The sequence below is a fragment of the Jeotgalibacillus sp. S-D1 genome (assembly GCF_004358665.1).
GTDB lineage: Bacteria > Bacillota > Bacilli > Bacillales > Jeotgalibacillaceae > Jeotgalibacillus.
In genome coordinates this window covers 184,562-201,053 of sequence record NZ_SMZR01000005.1, presented here as the reverse complement: position 1 = coordinate 201,053, position 16,492 = coordinate 184,562, and the positions used below count along the sequence as shown (strand labels likewise).

15 protein-coding genes are annotated in these 16,492 nt (G+C 41.4%); 8 read left to right on the top strand and 7 right to left on the bottom strand.

Annotated elements, in window-relative coordinates; translation table 11 throughout:
- Positions 1-270: 270 nt before the first annotated feature.
- Positions 271-981, top strand: coding sequence for an EAL domain-containing protein (locus tag E2R51_RS15200; RefSeq protein ID WP_133377939.1), 711 nt, complete (start codon positions 271-273; stop codon positions 979-981).
- 71 nt (positions 982-1,052) lie between these two features.
- Here the strand turns inward: E2R51_RS15200 and pssA are convergent, their stop codons facing one another.
- Both pssA and E2R51_RS15190 read right to left on the bottom strand, forming a co-directional pair.
- Complete coding sequence (gene pssA / locus E2R51_RS15195) at positions 1,053-1,739, bottom strand: CDP-diacylglycerol--serine O-phosphatidyltransferase (protein ID WP_133377938.1); 687 nt, start codon at positions 1,737-1,739, stop codon at positions 1,053-1,055.
- A gap of 222 nt (positions 1,740-1,961) precedes the next feature.
- Entirely contained in the window at positions 1,962-3,623 is a 1,662-nt protein-coding gene (locus tag E2R51_RS15190; protein ID WP_483299947.1) for a high affinity choline transporter 1, read from the bottom strand.
- A 434-nt stretch (positions 3,624-4,057) separates the two neighbouring features.
- On the opposite strand from E2R51_RS15190, the gene betB reads away from it, so the two are divergent.
- From betB to cudC, 3 genes are all read left to right on the top strand, one after another.
- A complete protein-coding gene (gene betB / locus E2R51_RS15185) occupies positions 4,058-5,524 on the top strand; it encodes a betaine-aldehyde dehydrogenase (RefSeq protein ID WP_133377937.1) in 1,467 nt (488 codons plus the stop codon).
- Between the two features lie 41 nt (positions 5,525-5,565).
- On the top strand, positions 5,566-7,251 hold the full coding sequence (gene betA, locus E2R51_RS15180) for a choline dehydrogenase (RefSeq protein ID WP_133377936.1): 1,686 nt from the start codon (positions 5,566-5,568) through the stop codon (positions 7,249-7,251).
- Between the two features lie 152 nt (positions 7,252-7,403).
- Positions 7,404-7,964 (top strand): choline uptake/conversion transcriptional regulator CudC, encoded by a 561-nt coding sequence (gene cudC, locus E2R51_RS15175; RefSeq protein WP_133377935.1) that lies wholly within the window; start codon positions 7,404-7,406, stop codon positions 7,962-7,964.
- A 430-nt stretch (positions 7,965-8,394) separates the two neighbouring features.
- On the opposite strand, the gene E2R51_RS15170 is transcribed toward cudC, so the two are convergent.
- Together E2R51_RS15170 and E2R51_RS15165 are read right to left on the bottom strand one after the other, a co-directional pair.
- A complete protein-coding gene (locus tag E2R51_RS15170) occupies positions 8,395-9,786 on the bottom strand; it encodes a S41 family peptidase (protein ID WP_133377934.1) in 1,392 nt (463 codons plus the stop codon).
- A 226-nt stretch (positions 9,787-10,012) separates the two neighbouring features.
- A complete protein-coding gene (locus tag E2R51_RS15165; RefSeq protein ID WP_133377933.1) occupies positions 10,013-10,486 on the bottom strand; it encodes a hypothetical protein in 474 nt (157 codons plus the stop codon).
- A 104-nt stretch (positions 10,487-10,590) separates the two neighbouring features.
- Between E2R51_RS15165 and E2R51_RS15160 the strand changes: the two genes are divergently transcribed.
- Together E2R51_RS15160 and E2R51_RS15155 are read left to right on the top strand one after the other, a co-directional pair.
- On the top strand, positions 10,591-10,977 hold the full coding sequence (locus E2R51_RS15160) for a DUF302 domain-containing protein (RefSeq protein WP_133377932.1): 387 nt from the start codon (positions 10,591-10,593) through the stop codon (positions 10,975-10,977).
- 168 nt (positions 10,978-11,145) lie between these two features.
- A complete protein-coding gene (locus tag E2R51_RS15155; protein ID WP_133377931.1) occupies positions 11,146-12,000 on the top strand; it encodes a DegV family protein in 855 nt (284 codons plus the stop codon).
- Between the two features lie 235 nt (positions 12,001-12,235).
- On the opposite strand, the gene E2R51_RS15150 is transcribed toward E2R51_RS15155, so the two are convergent.
- The 3 genes from E2R51_RS15150 to E2R51_RS15140 form a co-directional block, all read right to left on the bottom strand.
- The gene (locus tag E2R51_RS15150; protein WP_133377930.1) at positions 12,236-12,904 is read right to left on the bottom strand and encodes a Type 1 glutamine amidotransferase-like domain-containing protein; all 669 of its coding nucleotides are present in this window, start codon (positions 12,902-12,904) and stop codon (positions 12,236-12,238) included.
- 39 nt (positions 12,905-12,943) lie between these two features.
- On the bottom strand, positions 12,944-13,498 hold the full coding sequence (locus E2R51_RS15145; protein ID WP_133377929.1) for a GNAT family N-acetyltransferase: 555 nt from the start codon (positions 13,496-13,498) through the stop codon (positions 12,944-12,946).
- Positions 13,499-13,860: 362 nt separating this feature from the next.
- Entirely contained in the window at positions 13,861-14,478 is a 618-nt protein-coding gene (locus tag E2R51_RS15140; protein ID WP_133377928.1) for a TetR/AcrR family transcriptional regulator, read from the bottom strand.
- Positions 14,479-14,677: 199 nt separating this feature from the next.
- On the opposite strand from E2R51_RS15140, the gene E2R51_RS15135 reads away from it, so the two are divergent.
- Positions 14,678-15,409 carry an ABC transporter ATP-binding protein gene (locus E2R51_RS15135; protein WP_133377927.1) on the top strand — a complete coding sequence of 244 codons (732 nt, stop codon included), beginning with the start codon at positions 14,678-14,680 and terminating at the stop codon, positions 15,407-15,409.
- Positions 15,406-16,434, top strand: coding sequence for an ABC transporter permease (locus E2R51_RS15130; RefSeq protein ID WP_133377926.1), 1,029 nt, complete (start codon positions 15,406-15,408; stop codon positions 16,432-16,434). The genes E2R51_RS15135 and E2R51_RS15130 overlap by 4 nt, the downstream gene beginning before the upstream one ends.
- The last annotated feature ends 58 nt before the right edge of the window (positions 16,435-16,492 follow it).

The window sequence follows — 16,492 nt, the reverse complement described above, 5'->3', positions numbered from 1 at the left end:
GGACATGATTAGACAATATTTTATAGTCCAACTAATATTATCTTGTGCCTAATCCATTCGTTTTATCTTCGTTTTTCAAATGGTATAACAATTTTTAAAGGTGTACGATATTGCAAACTAATCATACTTAAGGACGCAAAGCTAACCTAATAAAGCATCTTTGCAACCGTTGTCAGTTTTCCGAATTAGTGATGAAAAGATGCTTCCCTTGTTATTTCGGTATTATTAACTTTTTTATCCTTAAACATATAATCTAAGGGGGATTTTATAATGTTAAATAATTTAATTCGAAATGAACTATTTTCCCACAGCTTCCAGCCCATAATCGATATCCAAAGATGGAGAAAAATAGGATTTGAGGGCCTTCTTAAAACTTCTCATTTCAATAATGTTGAAGATGTTTTCAAACTAGCCATACAAGAAAAACAGCTATACGAATTAGATTCAAAGTCTATCCATAAAGCTGCATTGACCTACCATTCTGCAGGATTTTCTAGAAAGGACTGTTATTTATTTTTAAATGTATTTCCATCCACGCTTATAAATGCAAACTTCCTACCTTTTGTAAGAAAAATTATTACTGAATATGCTTATTTTAATCACCAAATAATCTTTGAAATAAGTGAAACGGAGGTGATTAGAGATTTTTCAAGTTTTAAAAAACAAATTATTCAATTAAGATCTGAGGGATTTCTATTTGCAATCGATGATGTTGGTAAAGGGAACTCTAATTTTAAATACATTCTTGAGTTGGAACCGACTTTTATTAAATTGGATCAATATTTTTCTAATTCCTTGTATAAGAATTTAAAGAAACAAGATTTCATCAAAAGTATTATCAATTATACTGACAATCATGAAATTAAATTAATACTGAAAGGGATTGAAACCGAAATTGATTTAGCTATGGCAAAATGCATTGGCGTTAAGTATGGTCAGGGTAATATATTAGGAAGACCGGAAAGCCTAATAGTGGTTTAGAGTGATAAGTATTGAACTGTATATTTTTTCAAACTATGTGGTTCATAGAATCACTAAGTGTAGAGATCTTTTTATTTTCTATTCACGTTCTTTTTATTTTTCAAAAATAAATTAATGCTCATGTACAAAATATAAAGCGGAATGGCAAAAGCGAGCGATATTGCAAATCTGCCGTTATAAAATGCAACAGCGAGAAGTGATACCAGATATAGAGTTACGATGGTACCGTACTTTGGTATAGGCACGCTTTTTAAACTCGGAATTTTAACAGAACTAACCATCAGAACACATAAGAATGTATGTGCTACAGCAATGGCAACATCCGGAAGAAAGCTTTGGAGAATGGTCAATAAAGCGATAAGTCCTCCGGCAGCTGTGATAGGAACACCGGTAAAATACTTGTTGTCTGGCGTTTTATCAACGTTAAATCTTGCTAGGCGAATTGCACCAAAGACAGGGAATAGACCAGATATAACCATACCGAGAATACCAAGCTCACTAAAAGTGGTGCTAAAGATCAATACCGCAGGTGCCACTCCAAACGTGACGATATCAGCAAGGGAATCTAATTCTTTCCCGAACGTGCTTTCCACACCAAGTTTTCGTGCGAGTCTCCCATCTAAGCTATCTAACATCATCCCCGCAAGTATGAGAATAGCTGCATTCTGAAAATCCTGCTGTAATACAAGTCCTATTGACAGAAAGCCAAATAATAAATTGCTTAGTGTGAATAAATTAGGGATATTCCTTTTAATCATTCCAAAACCATCCTTGCATTTTCTCAACATTCTCCTTTTCCAAATGAGTTACTTTATTTTAACAAACGAAAGGTGAGAGGGGGAAATGCTAACTAAATCATATAGGTAGTATTTACAATATAACAGAAGTAGTGGCAAATGAGGTTTCTGAAACCTAACTGTCCCTCATCTCAAACAAAAAACGGGCAGCTCTTTCTTAAGAAAGAGCTGCCCGTTTTAAATCTAGTCTTCTGTCATTTCCGTTTTCAGCTTACCGAGAGGCTGCGGCGGGCAAGCCTTTTGTGTAAGACGGGAAACGATGATGATGGTGAGCAGTCCGCCTACCATCGCAAGTGTACGGAATGGGAAGAGGACGGCGCCGTCTTCGATCATCGGATATGGAAGAAATGCCGGTAATCCGAGAGCTGGCTCGCCTCCTCCGACACGAAGGAAGAAGGAAACGGCAAGTCCTGCAATCGCTCCGTAGGTGTTTGCTTTTTTATCAAACAAAGCTGTCGTCAGCTGAGGGAATAATATACAGTAGACGAGGTCGGCACATAGATACCAGAGCGTGTACACGCTGCTGATATTCAGTGCGACGATGGTTGATGTTAGTCCAATAATGATAATAGAAACACGAATGGCACGCTTAATGTCGTTGCCGTTCGATTTCGGTTTTACAAGCGGACGGTAAACATTCCATGCTGCCATAGAAGATGCAGAAAGGATGGAAGAGTCCATCGATGACATAACCGCTGCTGCTACGGCACCGAGCGCGATGATCGAAACGGCATAAGGTGACATATAGTTGATGACGTAAGCGAGAATCTCGGAAGCGGCACCAGGGCCTTCGATTCCGTAGCTCGCCCAGTCAGCAGAGAAACCAGCGACACCGATCATAACGGCTGGTACGGCAAGAATAATACATAGGAAACCGGCTGCAATCGAGAGCCACATCGCTGTATTTTCATTTTTCGAAGAAAGTACCCTCTGGAAATAAACCTGCCAGGGAATACCTCCGAAGATCAGCAGCAATGCAGAGTCCCACCAGTTCCAATAATAATTTCCCCAGTCCGGATGATTCCAGCCATCGAGTGGCGGGAAGAGATTCGTAAATCCGGCCATGCCTTCTTTATAAGTGCCCCATGCCTGACCGAGTCCGCCAACTTCAGAAAGTGCAAACGGAATGACGAGGAATAGACCGATGAACATCATGATGACTTGTGCTACGTCGGTGAGAGCAACTGACCACATACCACCGACAAAGGTGTAGGCGATGGCAATGATGGCGGAAATGATGATGGATGTGTTGAAGTCCAGTCCGAGAATCAGGCCGAACGTTGTTCCGAGCGCAACGAGAATCGCAGCACTCCAGAATAGCTCTCCTAATAGTGCAGGCAGGTAAAGAACCCCGGCAACTTTTTTCCCGAAACGTACTTCCAGTGGGTCGAGCATCGTCGTGAACTCGTACCTTCTCATTTTTCGGGCGTAGAAAATACCTCCTATAATAAGGCTGAGCCCGTATCCCCAAGGTGCCTGAGCCCAAACAATACCTAAAGAAAACGTAGTCTCGGCTGTCCCTGCAAGGTATCCGCCACCCACCCATGTCGCGGTCATTGTGAACATAGCGATCCATAGCGGCATGGATCGGCCGGCGACCATCATATCCTTGGCGCTGTCCGGCTTTTTCCCGGCGGTAATGGATCCGATGTAGAAGATGACAGCATAGGAGACGAACATAAACACCAATGCGCCCCAATTAACATCGTTGCCTGTAAATCCTACGTACAGTGCGACGATGGAAAGTAACCCTAAGAATCCTAAAAATGTTGCTTTTTGAATATTAGGACCCTTCTTTTTCTTGTTCTGCTTCTTATCTGGCTCTAATGATGGTTGCGGTTGCACGCAATCACTCCTTCTATTTATATGTTATTGATCTGTTTGAAAGGTAAACAGATCGATTTTATACATGTAAAGCTTGCAACAGAACCGGTTCTAGTTAATCGATTAAAAACGTTTAATAATTATTAAACAGTTAACGTCTATTAGATTAACGTAGATAAAACGTTTGTCAACTCACTATTTGCGGGGAATTGCGGCTAGGACTTATAGCTGCAAGGGATAGACAGATTTTAAAAAGTATAAGAAGGGGCAGGCGGGGAGTTGCGGTTTCGGCTTGATTATTGATTCCCCCCTTTATCTTAAATAAGGATGAGAAACAGGTGTTTACAACATAAAATTCGTGTGATATTATCAAAATCATTCAAAATCATTCAAAACGTTTAAAAAAAATTAAATAAAATAAATAAAATAAACAAAACCAACGAGGAGGTACAGTAATGAGACAAATGTACATTAACGGAGCTTGGGTAGACGCAAAATCCGGAAACACAAGAGACATCATCAACCCCTCCAACCAGGAAATCGTTGCAACAGTGGCTGAAGGGGATGCAGAAGATGCGAAGCTCGCAATCGCTGCAGCAAGAAAGGCTTTTGACAACGGCGAGTGGAAAGATACGCCGGGAGCAGAGCGCGGAAGGAAAGTTCTCCGTATAGCAGAACTAATCGAACGGGACAAAGAAGAACTTGCCGAACTTGAAACGCTCGATACCGGAAAGACAATGACTGAGAGCCGCGCGGACATGGAAGATATCGCAGGAGTGTTCCGTTACTTCGCAGGTCTTGCGGATAAAGATGGCGGCGAAGTAATCGAATCCCCGATTCCAAACAGTCAAAGTAAAGTCGTTCGCGAACCAGTTGGTGTGTGCGGTCAGATTACGCCCTGGAACTATCCGTTACTTCAGGCAGCATGGAAAATCGCGCCGGCATTGGCTGCAGGAAATACAATCGTGTTAAAGCCAAGTGAAATCACTCCGCTTACGACTGTGAAAGTTACAGAACTGATGGAAGAGATTGGGTTCCCTAAAGGAGTTGTTAATCTCGTACTCGGCGCTGGTTCAACGGTAGGCAACGAACTGGCAGAAAGTGAAGATGTCGATCTGATTTCTTTCACTGGAGGTATAGAAACAGGGAAGAAAATTATGCAGACAGCTAGTGGAAACGTGAAGAAAATTGCACTTGAGCTTGGCGGGAAGAACCCGAACATTGTATTCGCTGATGCTGATTTCGAAACAGCTGTGGATCAGGCGCTAAACGCAGTCTTTTTTCATGCCGGGCAGGTTTGTTCTGCAGGAGCGAGACTGATACTTGAAGATTCCATCCACGACCGTTTTGTGGAGGAGCTTAAAGAGCGCGCAAAACGAATTAAGCTGGGAGACGGCTTTAAAGAAGATACACAATCAGGACCGCTCATCACTGCTGAGCATCGTGAAAAAGTTGAAAGTTACGTAGAGATCGGGAAGCAGGAAGGTGCGAATCTGCTTGTCGGAGGAGCACGTCCGGAAGATCCGGAGCTTCAGGACGGCTTTTTCTACCTGCCGACGATTTTCACAGAGTGCACATCTGATATGAGAATTGTACAGGAAGAAGTGTTCGGTCCGGTTCTTACAGTCGAGCGTTTCCAGACAGAAGAAGAAGCAGTGAACCTGGCCAATGATTCGATATACGGACTTGCCGGTGCAGTGTTCACGGCAGACATCGATAAAGCAGAACGGGCAGCTGGTAAAATGCGCATGGGAACCGTTTGGATCAATGATTTCCATCCGTACTTTGCCCAGGCACCGTGGGGCGGATACAAACAGTCCGGAATCGGCCGTGAACTCGGCAAAATTGGTCTTGAAGAATATACAGAAACGAAACACATTTTCCGTAACGTGAAGCCGGAACCGATCCACTGGTTCAAGTAACGCTAACGATAAATTTTTCAAACTCTTAGGAGGTTCATAAAATGAAAGAATCATATGATATTGTTGTAATTGGTGCCGGAAGTGCGGGGTCGATTCTCAGCGACCGACTCAGTGAAGACGGAACGAAAAGTGTCCTTGTCCTTGAAGCGGGACGCAAGGACTATGCGTGGGATCTGCTGATTCAGATGCCGGCAGCGCTGCCGTTTCCAGCAGGTAAATCGCTATATGACTGGAAATATCAGTCTGATCCTGAGCCTTATATGAATGGCCGCCGCATCAAGCATGCTCGCGGAAAAATGCTTGGCGGTTCAAGTTCAATCAACGGCATGATCTATCAGCGCGGAAACCCGAAAGACTATGAGCGCTGGGGTGCAGACGAAGGAATGGATACCTGGGATTTCGCTCACTGCCTTCCATACTTCAAACGTCTTGAGAACGCGCTCGGCACGGATAAAGATGATCCATATCGCGGACATGATGGTCCAATTAAACTGGAAAAGGGTCCGGCGACGAACCCACTGTTCCAGGCATTTTTCAACGCCGCTGTCGAAGCCGGCCATTCCCGTACGCCTGACGTAAACGGATTTCGTCAGGAAGGTTTCGGTCCGTTCGATAAGCATGTATATAAAGGCCGCCGCATGTCTGCCTCACGTGCGTACCTGCACCCGGCGATGAAGCGCAAGAATCTGACAGTTTTAACACGTGCATTCGTACAGCACATTGATATCGATGGCGAGAAAGCCCGCGGTTTGACGTATAAACGAAACGGAAAAGAGTATTACGTAAAAGCAAAAGAAATTATCCTTTCAGGCGGTGCGATCAACACGCCGCAGCTGCTTCAGCTTTCCGGTGTCGGTGATCCGGAACACCTTCGTTCTGTAGGTGTTGAACCGAAAGTAAACCTTCCAGGTGTAGGTGAAAACCTTCAGGACCACCTTGAAGTATACATTCAGCACGCCTGCCCGCTGCCGGTATCTGAGCAGCCGAACCTGAACAAAGTGAAAATGCCCTGGATTGGATTGCAGTGGATATTTGGCCGCAAAGGTCCAGCGGCGACGAATCACTTTGAAGGAGGCGGTTTCGCCCGTTCGAACGAAGACGTCGCCTATCCGAACCTGATGTATCACTTCCTGCCGGTAGCGGTGCGGTATGACGGACAAAAAGCACCAGTCAAGCACGGATTCCAGGTTCATATCGGACCTATGTACTCAGACGCTCGCGGCTCGTTGAAAATTAAATCGAATGACCCGAAAGTATATCCAAGCATGGTGTACAACTACCTTTCCACAGAACAGGACAAACGTGAATGGATCGAAGCTGTACGTGTGACGCGTGAAATCATGTCTCAGCCTGCGATGAAACCTTATAATGGAGGAGAAATTTCTCCGGGACCATCCGTTCAGACAGAACAGGAGATCCACGACTGGGTAGCTGAAGATGCGGAAACAGCCCTTCACCCCAGCTGCACAGCAAAAATGGGACCGGCATCCGATCCGATGGCAGTCGTCGATCCGAATACGATGAAAGTTCATGGTCTTGATAATCTGCGTGTCGTTGATGCATCGGCTATGCCATATGTGACAAACGGAAACATCCACGCACCGGTACTGATGCTTGCAGAAAAAGCTGCGGACATCATTCGGGGTAAAAAACCGCTTGAACCAGAACACCTTGATTACTACCAGCACGGAGTTCATCCGCCTGATGCGGGTACTGTAAAAGGTTAATTTATAACAGAATAAGAAACAATACGAAATCAGGGGCTTTGTGCAGGCTCCTGATTTCTATTTATGTTATATTGAGATCGTAATGCGATTACATCATATTGAATAAAATAAACGTTTAAAACAAAAAATATATAAGGAGAGGAGGCGGTTCTTTGGAAAATAAGTCAGAAGAACTCATTGAAAAGGCGGAAGGAGCCGTCGTCAATTCTATTGCCGAAACGATGGATTTGTATGGGGTTTCTCCATCAACCGGACGATTATTTGCAAGGATGTACTTCAAGCATCAGCCGATGACACTAGATGACATGAAGGATGATCTCGGAATGAGCAAACCGAGCATGAGTATTGCGGTCCGAAACCTGCAGGAGATCAGCATTGTCCATAAAGTGTGGCAGAAGGGCTCACGCAAGGATACCTTCATGGCCGAGAAGAACTTTTTTAACTATTTCTCCCGCTTTTTCGGTAATAAATGGGAGCGTGAAGCCAAGCTGAACCTTTCTTCGATTGATTATGCAGAAGGGCTGCTTCAGCAGGTAATCGATGATGAGGAAGCAGACGAAGCGTCGATTGAAAGAGCAAAGAGCGATTATGAACAGCTTGAAGACTACCGCAAATATTGCAGGTGGCTCGAACGGCTGGCCGATGTCATCGAGTCCGGAAAGATTTTCGACTTTTTGCCTGTTGAAGAAGCGGATTCGGAGAAAAAGAAGTAGTGTTTGTGAGTGGGTCTTAGCGGTCATAGTAATAGAAACAGTCATCGTTATAATGGTGACTGTTTTTTGTGTTTTATTAATGGCTGTATCTAGAAGTTTTCTGGGGATTGAGGCTGTTTAACAGCCGAAGGGCTGACCGATATAAGTGGAAAGATGTGCGATAAGTAGTGGGAAGTGATCGATATAATCAAAAACATGTTAGATAAATGAGCTCAAAAACCATTCAAGTTAGATAAACTTGCAAACATGATCGATATCTTTATGATGATGAGCGATAAAAGAGGAGAGGTGATCGATAAACAGAAAAAGTTGATCGATAAAAATCCAGTTTCGCGCCTCCGCTCCCAGTACACCTACCACAAACCATAGAAAAACCCCGAAAAGGTCACTTTTTAAAGTGTCTGCTTTTCGGGGCTCAGTTCAAGCCGTCTTAATCATTTTGATTGGGCATTACCGGCTGTGAACCTCCAACACCATAATTTATACTTGTAGGCATTTGAACAGCCATACCGCTTTCACTAAGGTAAATACTGCTGACATTTCCATAATGCTCTGGATAGCCTCCAGTTGCTGTCCCTTCAATAGCTCCTATCTGTAATTCTCGAAAGGTTCCGGCAAAGAGGCTAGCGCTGGACATGGTTCGTTCGCTAATTAATAATGTGACGTCTCCATTAAATCTTTCTGATTTTGGATAAGGAGAAATCATATCGAAGTCAATCGTAAAGGTTGATCCCAGCTCTTGAGTGTATAACGGTCTTAGCATCGGAATTACATATTGAAGGTGCATCCATCGAATAAACGCAGGTATATAGTTCATAATCTCCTGTCTGCTTGTGTCAGATACCTTCATAACAGAACTTGTCATTTGGGAGAAATCTTTATCCGATATATATTTCAATAGTTGATCACCATATTTGCTGTTTCCGCCTAAATTGTTACGCATATCAATAATTAAATTTGCGGTACCCTGCTGCTTTATGTCTGAAAACAACTGATCAATCGTATCTTCCAGTTTATTTTCTGTATGAATGTCATCAAATTCATCAAATGTGAAAAATGCCGTTTTACCATCATCACTTATAGTATAAGCATTTATTAGAGCTTTCTCTTCAAGATAATCCTCATAATCCATACCTTCTACATCAATTGTTTTCGTTTCACCATTCGTTTTATACTGAATCTTATTACTTGATGAGGAACCATAGAGCATATAGGTGAGTTCAGAAAATGAATCTGACGAGTATGCTGCTATTTGTTTCTCGCTTCTTCCGCTTTTTAAATTCAATACTTTCTCTGCCAGCTTCTCTGACAATGTTCCATTTAAACTGATTAATTCACTGCTTTGAGGTATTTGATGTGTTAAGTCTGTTTGAATAAAGATACGGTTATTTATTATTTCCACCTTTAGTGGTAAAACCTTTGTATTTGCTTTTATCATTTTGGTTTTAAATTCTTCGGGGAAATCTACAGTAACATGCTCATCCATTAACGAATGACTTAATCTGGATAGAACTAGAAACAGCTCTTTGCGATCAATTTCATCTGTTAGCCTGGCAATTTCATTTTCCATAAGCTGATCAAACTCTTTTTCTGTAATTGTGTGATAAGGATTCGGGTGGACTGACTCCAGTTTTTCTTTGTATTCTCTTAGATCCGTTATTACCTCCTCTTTCGTAAAAACTTGTTGTTCCTGTTTAATAGAGGTCCTTTTTTGGGAATTTTCATTTTGATTTTCCCAATAAAAATAGCTCACAATGGAGACTGTGGACCAAAGTAAGCTTATTACTAGTAGTATTTTTAGTATTTTCTTTAAACGTTTCATGAATGCTGTATCTTCCTTTGTAGTTTAGTTAAGCTGCGTTTGTAAGAGTTTTAACAGCTTTATCTTATCATGTCTGTTGAAGTTGCAGAGAAGGTAAATAAATCAAGAACGTTCCCAGATTATAAATTAATTCTCATCCGTCGAGTTGCCATAGTAACAACACTAGAGTTTTTAAAGTTGCACAGAACAAGGACATATCCTAAAGATGTAAAAAAAGTGAATGCAGTCATCGATCGAAATCTATTAATCCAAGAATATAGGATAACGTTACCACTTTTATTTCCTCACTCAATTTCCTATGAAAAGACATAAGAGAGTTTGCTGTAACTTCTAAACAAATTGCAGGACCTGTTGATGTGGATATTGCGTCCGTTTTAAACAATCCTGCGTCCAATACAATTATCATTGTATACGTTGCTGGCTGCGTATTTCGATTCCTAAATAGTCGAATATCAAACCAAGGATCAAGCATTACATTATGTAAATATTCTTGATCTGAATTAATAAACTCGTTCGTTCTTTCTATAAATTGAAGAAAATCATCAGACTGAATAGTAAAGCTAGGGGTTTTATAACGATAAAGACTGTTCAATACAATCTCTGCTTCAAAAACTCCTGCTTCATTATTAATACAATTTATTATATTGATTTCAATTTCAGATTTAGTAGTATCATGATGATTATCATATAAAAAAGCCATGATAATCCCTCCTTAAATCACATAAGATTCTAACTATCTTAAGTTTTATTAATACGGGACAGGGTATGTGATAAATATGAAAAAAGCAGAAAGAGGTGGAAGGTATGCAGTTTGATTATACGAAAGAAACATCCAAAACGGTAGATGAGGTTATTTCTTCCCTGGAGGAAACGTTACAGGAAGAGAAGTTTGGTGTTCTTTGGGATTTTGATTTAACTGGTAAGTTACAAGAAAAAGGAATGAGCTTTAATACTCCTTATCGAGTATTAGAGGTTTGTAATCCAGTTGAAGCGGACCGAATCCTGCAGGAGAATAAAATGGTCGGATATTTTCTACCATGTAAAATCGTGGTATATGAAGAAGAAGGAAAAGTGAAGGTTGGCATGCCGAAGCCAACAACGCTGATCGCGCTGGCTGACGACGAAACATTAGCTGGAATTGCCGAAGATGTTGAACAACGATTGCAGGCATCCATTGAAAAAGCAATTTAATAGTATGAATGAGATGGCCGCCCAGTTAGTAGGGGTGGCTTTTTTTTGTCTGAAATAAAAGCCGAAAAATATAGTTATCACAATCTTAATACCGTATTCTCATGTATAGTTAAAGCATAATGCTGGAAGAGTGAACGCGAATCTAACGATAACCAAGGGGGAATTAGTATGCGCAGAATCATCTTATCGACCGAAAGCGGTGCGGACTTGACGGAAGATTTAGCTGTGAAATATGATATTCAGGTTGTTCCCATGCACATCATTATGGATGGAAAGGATTATTTAGATGGTTCATTGCCGGTCCAGGATATTTATGATTATTACGGACGTACGAAGAAAATACCTTCTACTACCGCAACCAATGCTCATGAGTATGAAGCGTTTTTTACAACGATCAGAGAGAATTTTCCGGATTGTTTCATTGTACATATTGGTTATACCTCAAAAGCGTCTTCATCTTTTCAAAATGCTGTGATTGCTGCGGAGGAATTTGAAGACATTTTTCTCATTGATGCACTGAACGTTACTGGGGGGTTAGCTGCGATCGTCCTGTATGCTGCTGATTTATTAGAAACAGAACCTGATATTGAACCGGAACATTTAGTAAAAAAAATAGAGGCAGTCGTTCCTAAATCAAGGCTGGCTTTTATCCCAGGCAGCCTGGAGTTTCTTAAAGCGGGAGGACGGGTAAGCAATATGGCTTCTTTGATCGGAGCACTGCTGAAAATAAAGCCATGCATCGAGTTGAAGGATGGAAAACTTGTGTCTACTAAGAAGTATCGCGGGAACATGAGTGGAGCGACTGAAAAGCTCTTGAATGATTACTTAAATGAATTCAACATTGATCGGGAGCAGCTTTATTTTATTTACTCACTCGGCCTTGATGAAAGGATCAAGCAACAGGCGGACGAAATAGCCAAAGAAAATGGGTTCCAGCACGTAAGGTGGATCCAGGCGGGCGGGATGATTTCGACTCATGCTGGAGCAGGGGGATTTGGGGTAGCAGGTTTAGAGCAATTGTAAGGCCGAGAGTAGTAGTGAGTCCAGAAATATTCGAAGCAGTATATCGTGATTTCATCTAAAATAGTTCAAAGACGAACAGCTCAACCACATAGGTAGCTGTTCGTCTTTTTCTTTGCTGTAATGTGATGTATTTCTACTATTATACAGCCCAAGGGCTGACCGATATAAGTGGAAGTATGTGCGATAAAAGGAGAACAGTGATCGATAAACAGCAAAAGTTGATCGATAAAAGCCGTTAAGGTGTGAACAGCCTCCAGTTCCCATCAGAAATAACCTCAACAGCCCCATCGATCACTTTAATGGCTGTCTCATCGTCAATCGCATATCCTGGCACTGACATATTGGCGGCCCACTTTTCTGCATGAGCCATGGTATTATAGGGTAACATCTCATGATCCAGGTGTGGAAATATTGCAAAATTCACGAGACCCAGCGTTTTATCGTCCCCTTTTGGTGATCGCCAGCCGACAAATTCTTTCCCGATATTTGGGGTCATCACCATGCTCCCGGCGCTCAATCCAACATAAACCTTCTCGCGTAATGACGGAAAGATCTCCAAAAGGCCAGACTCACACATCCAGTGGCACAGATAAAGTGGATCGCCGCCTCCTACAAGCAGAACATCCGTTTCCTGGACCATGGGTATCCAACGTTCTTCATCAATGCTTGGTAACGCTGTGAGCTCAAGAACGCCCATCGATTTCCAACCCAATTCGCACAAAGGGGTTTGGTATTCCTGTCCGCTGATAAACCGCCATGCCTGACCAGCACCTCCGGGGTTAGCGTACATCGCGGTCGGAATGCAAAGGGCGGTGGACTCAGCAATCGGTTTGCCAAGAAGATCAACCAGAGCGTTGTGGATCATCGAGTTTTTGATGCCTGCTGAAGTGAGCAAAAGTTTCATATCGACTTTTCCCTCCTTATAGACAATGATGTTGTAAATTTACTTTTTCATCACTTTTTCAAACTTAAAAAATTCAACTTCCTCTGATGGCAGCTGATTGTTTTGTTGCTCGTTTCTATGGAGCGGGCGTGGTTTAGGGTTGTGCTTATTATAAAGTTCAACAATATGGAATCCACATTTATTTACATAAAAATGAATGTTACGTTTCTCAAAGTAAGGTGTAACGAGCTCCCATACTTTTGTTTCAGGATATTGTGCCTCAATGGCCTGCCACGCCGCCAGGCCAATTCCTCGGCCATGCGATTTTGAAGAAATATAAAGTAAATCCACTGAATTGCGATGTGTTTTAGTATCAATATTTAACACAACGCCACCTATTTTTTTATCATTCAGTAAAAAGTGGTAAATGACGGCTCCGGAAGCATAAAAAAACTGCTGGATGTCTTCATCTGACGGAATAGGACCCGCTTCAGCATCACCAAAATTCTCAATTACTCCTTTAACAAATGCTTCCTTTAATTCATTTTGAAAAAGTGATAAATCCTCTTTCTTCGCAAGGGATAGTGTAATTTTGTTATCTAACGGTTTATTCATCTCTTTCGTCCTCTCTAGCAATCGTTGAGTTGTATTTCATTATAAAGTATGGAGTTAATCAATAGTCAAGGTAGAAAAATAAAGAAAATTAGTAAATACACTAAGGGGATTCATTCCTGTAGTGACGTTTAAAAGAATTCAAAGTAGAATGTTTAGCAAATCATGTAATCGACGCAGATGAAGAATCGAAACAGGAGGGTTAAAAAAATCGAACGACTTCATAAACGAAGTGCAAGCAACTAAGTTGACCTGAAAATGTGTATAGAGGAAAAAAAGAAACCAACTTTGAAATAAAAAGTGGTTTCCTTTTTTTTTGATGGAATGATTTTTGCTAATAGGAACTGTTCTCTTTCCTTTATGATTTACTTTTTTAAGCCTGCGGCAAAGAATGGACCATTAATTGTCATGGTTAGGATGATCCGGGCGATTTCCTGGGGAGATTCTTCCCCATCATGATTCAGCCATTCCTGAATAACCCCTATATGGGCTGATGCGATATAAGAAACTAAGTATTCCGGCGGCACAAGAAGATTTTCCTGCTTAATGATGGAACCAGGGGTGCTATTAATAAGAGCTTTCCGCATAAATGCTTTTAATTTTGTTTGGAAAGAAACATCTCCTTTTGGGCCCAGCAGAGCTTTCATTAATCCTCTATTTTTATTAATGAACTCAAAAAAAGGGACAAGAACGGCATAGGGAATGGCATTTGGGGCTTTGGTTTCCAGGTCAGCGATGACCTTTGGAATGTTTTTTAGAACCTTGCTCTCCATTTCTTTTATTAATTCTTCCTCGCATTTTGTCAGTAAATCATATTTATCCTGGTAATGAATATAAAAGGTTCCTCGATTAATTCTTGCCCTGGCAGTTAGATCTTTAACAGTAATTGCCTCAAATCCTTTTTCTTCAATTAACGCGATTAATGCATTTTTGATCGATTCTCTTGTACGAATGACACGTAAATCCAAATTCATATCTCCCACTTCGTCACCTCCGCTAATTTTATTCAACACTTTACTCAATGTTGTCGCTTAACCTACACATCCTTGATATTTGATTATTGTAGAGCTGATAACCTGAAAATATACTTTAACTAGATAATAAAACGACATGTTGTTTATTATCTTAACGGAAGCAGGAAGGAATTGAAATGAAAGATTAAATTCTCGAAGGAGGAGTTTGATGGATATTCGAGTTTTAAATGTCAGCAAAAGCTTTGATCAAAAGCAGGTAATAAGAGATATCACGTTCACGATTCCGAATGGAGAAATATGCTGTCTGCTTGGGCCTTCCGGTTCCGGGAAAACAACATTGATCCGTCTGATGATTGGTGCCATTGCTGCGGATCAGGGCACGGTTCATTTTGACGAGATCAAGATTCCAGATATAAGCATGTTAAAAAAGATAGGATTTATGCCTCAGAATGATGCATTATATGAGGATTTATCTGCGGAAGGTAATTTAAAATTCTTTGGAGGACTTTATCATATTAATAAACAAAAATTAGAAAAACGCATGGAAGAAGTGCTGGCGATCGTTGAGCTAACTGAACATCGTAAAAAATTAGTGAAGAATTTTTCCGGCGGTATGAAAAAGCGGCTTTCACTGGCTGCAGCGATCTTACATTCTCCTGAAATATTATTCTTAGATGAACCAACGGTTGGGATCGATCCATTGCTGCGCCGTAAGATTTGGGATCAATTTCACGAATTTAAACATTCCGGCACAACTATTATTGTTTCCACCCATGTAATGGATGAAGTGACAGAGTGTGATAAAGCGGCACTCATTTATAATGGTTCTTTGATTGAGTATGGTACTGTACCAAATTTACTGAACAAAACTCAAAACGGACGCGTCGAGGAACTATTTTTAAATGCTTCCCGTGAATCGAAAGGCGGTGCTGTCCAATGATCCATTTAGCCAAACGTGTCATCAGGCAAACGTTAAATGATAAAAGAAGTATCATGATGATTCTGGTCGCTCCGCTCCTCATTTTGACGTTGGTGTATTTCTTGCTGGGCGATTCTAATTATGTGCCGACAGTTGGAGTCAATAAGGACACTGTACCGGATTCTCTTGTAACGGCTTTGGAAGAACAGGATTTAACGATTAAAGACCTTACGGCGAAAGAAGTCCAGGATGCAAAAGGCTACTTGAACGACCATCAGGAGTTCGATGCAATACTGAACCTGTCGCAGGATTCGGGTACGACGATTATCTTGTATGAGCCCTCTACTAAAGGGACAAAGGCAGCGAATGAGATTCAAACAGCAATGGCTTCCTTGAATCCAGCTGCAAAAGTGAATATGAATTTTGTTCACGGTTCACAAGACCAGTCAACCTTTGATTCGCTTGGCTATGTGTTTCTTGCCTTATTTTCATTTTTCTTAGTGTTTATCATCTCGGGGATGGCGCTGGTAAGAGAGCGAAGCGGAGGGACGCTGGAAAGGCTGTTAATGACCCCGATCAAACGGGGAGAGGTCATTTTGGGTTATACGGCAGGGTACAGTGTGTTTGCGGTCGTTCAGGCAATTTTCATTGTTCTTTACTCCGTTTTTGTCCTGCAATTAAGTTCAGCTGGGAACATTGGGTGGGTGTTGCTGACGATGGTGTTATTAGCCGTTACAGCCGTTTCCTTTGGCGCTGCTATTTCAATTTTTGCCAGTTCAGAACTGCAAGTGGTGCAGATGATCCCATTCACTATTATTCCGCAGGTGTTCTTTTCAGGGCTGATTCCCCTGGACTTAATTCCTTACCACCTCGGAAATCTCTCTTATATCATGCCAATTTATTATGGAGCAGAAGCGATTAAAGGGATTATGGTCTATGGTGATGGTTTCTTTGACATCTGGGGATATCTCTTGGGATTAGCTGCCTATGCCTTTTTGTTGTATATGATAAATACGCAAGCTCTTAAAAAATTCAGGCAAATCTAGACTGGCTGGCTTATCTGTAGATGATGATCATTCATAAAAAAGATCACCTTCCATAAAA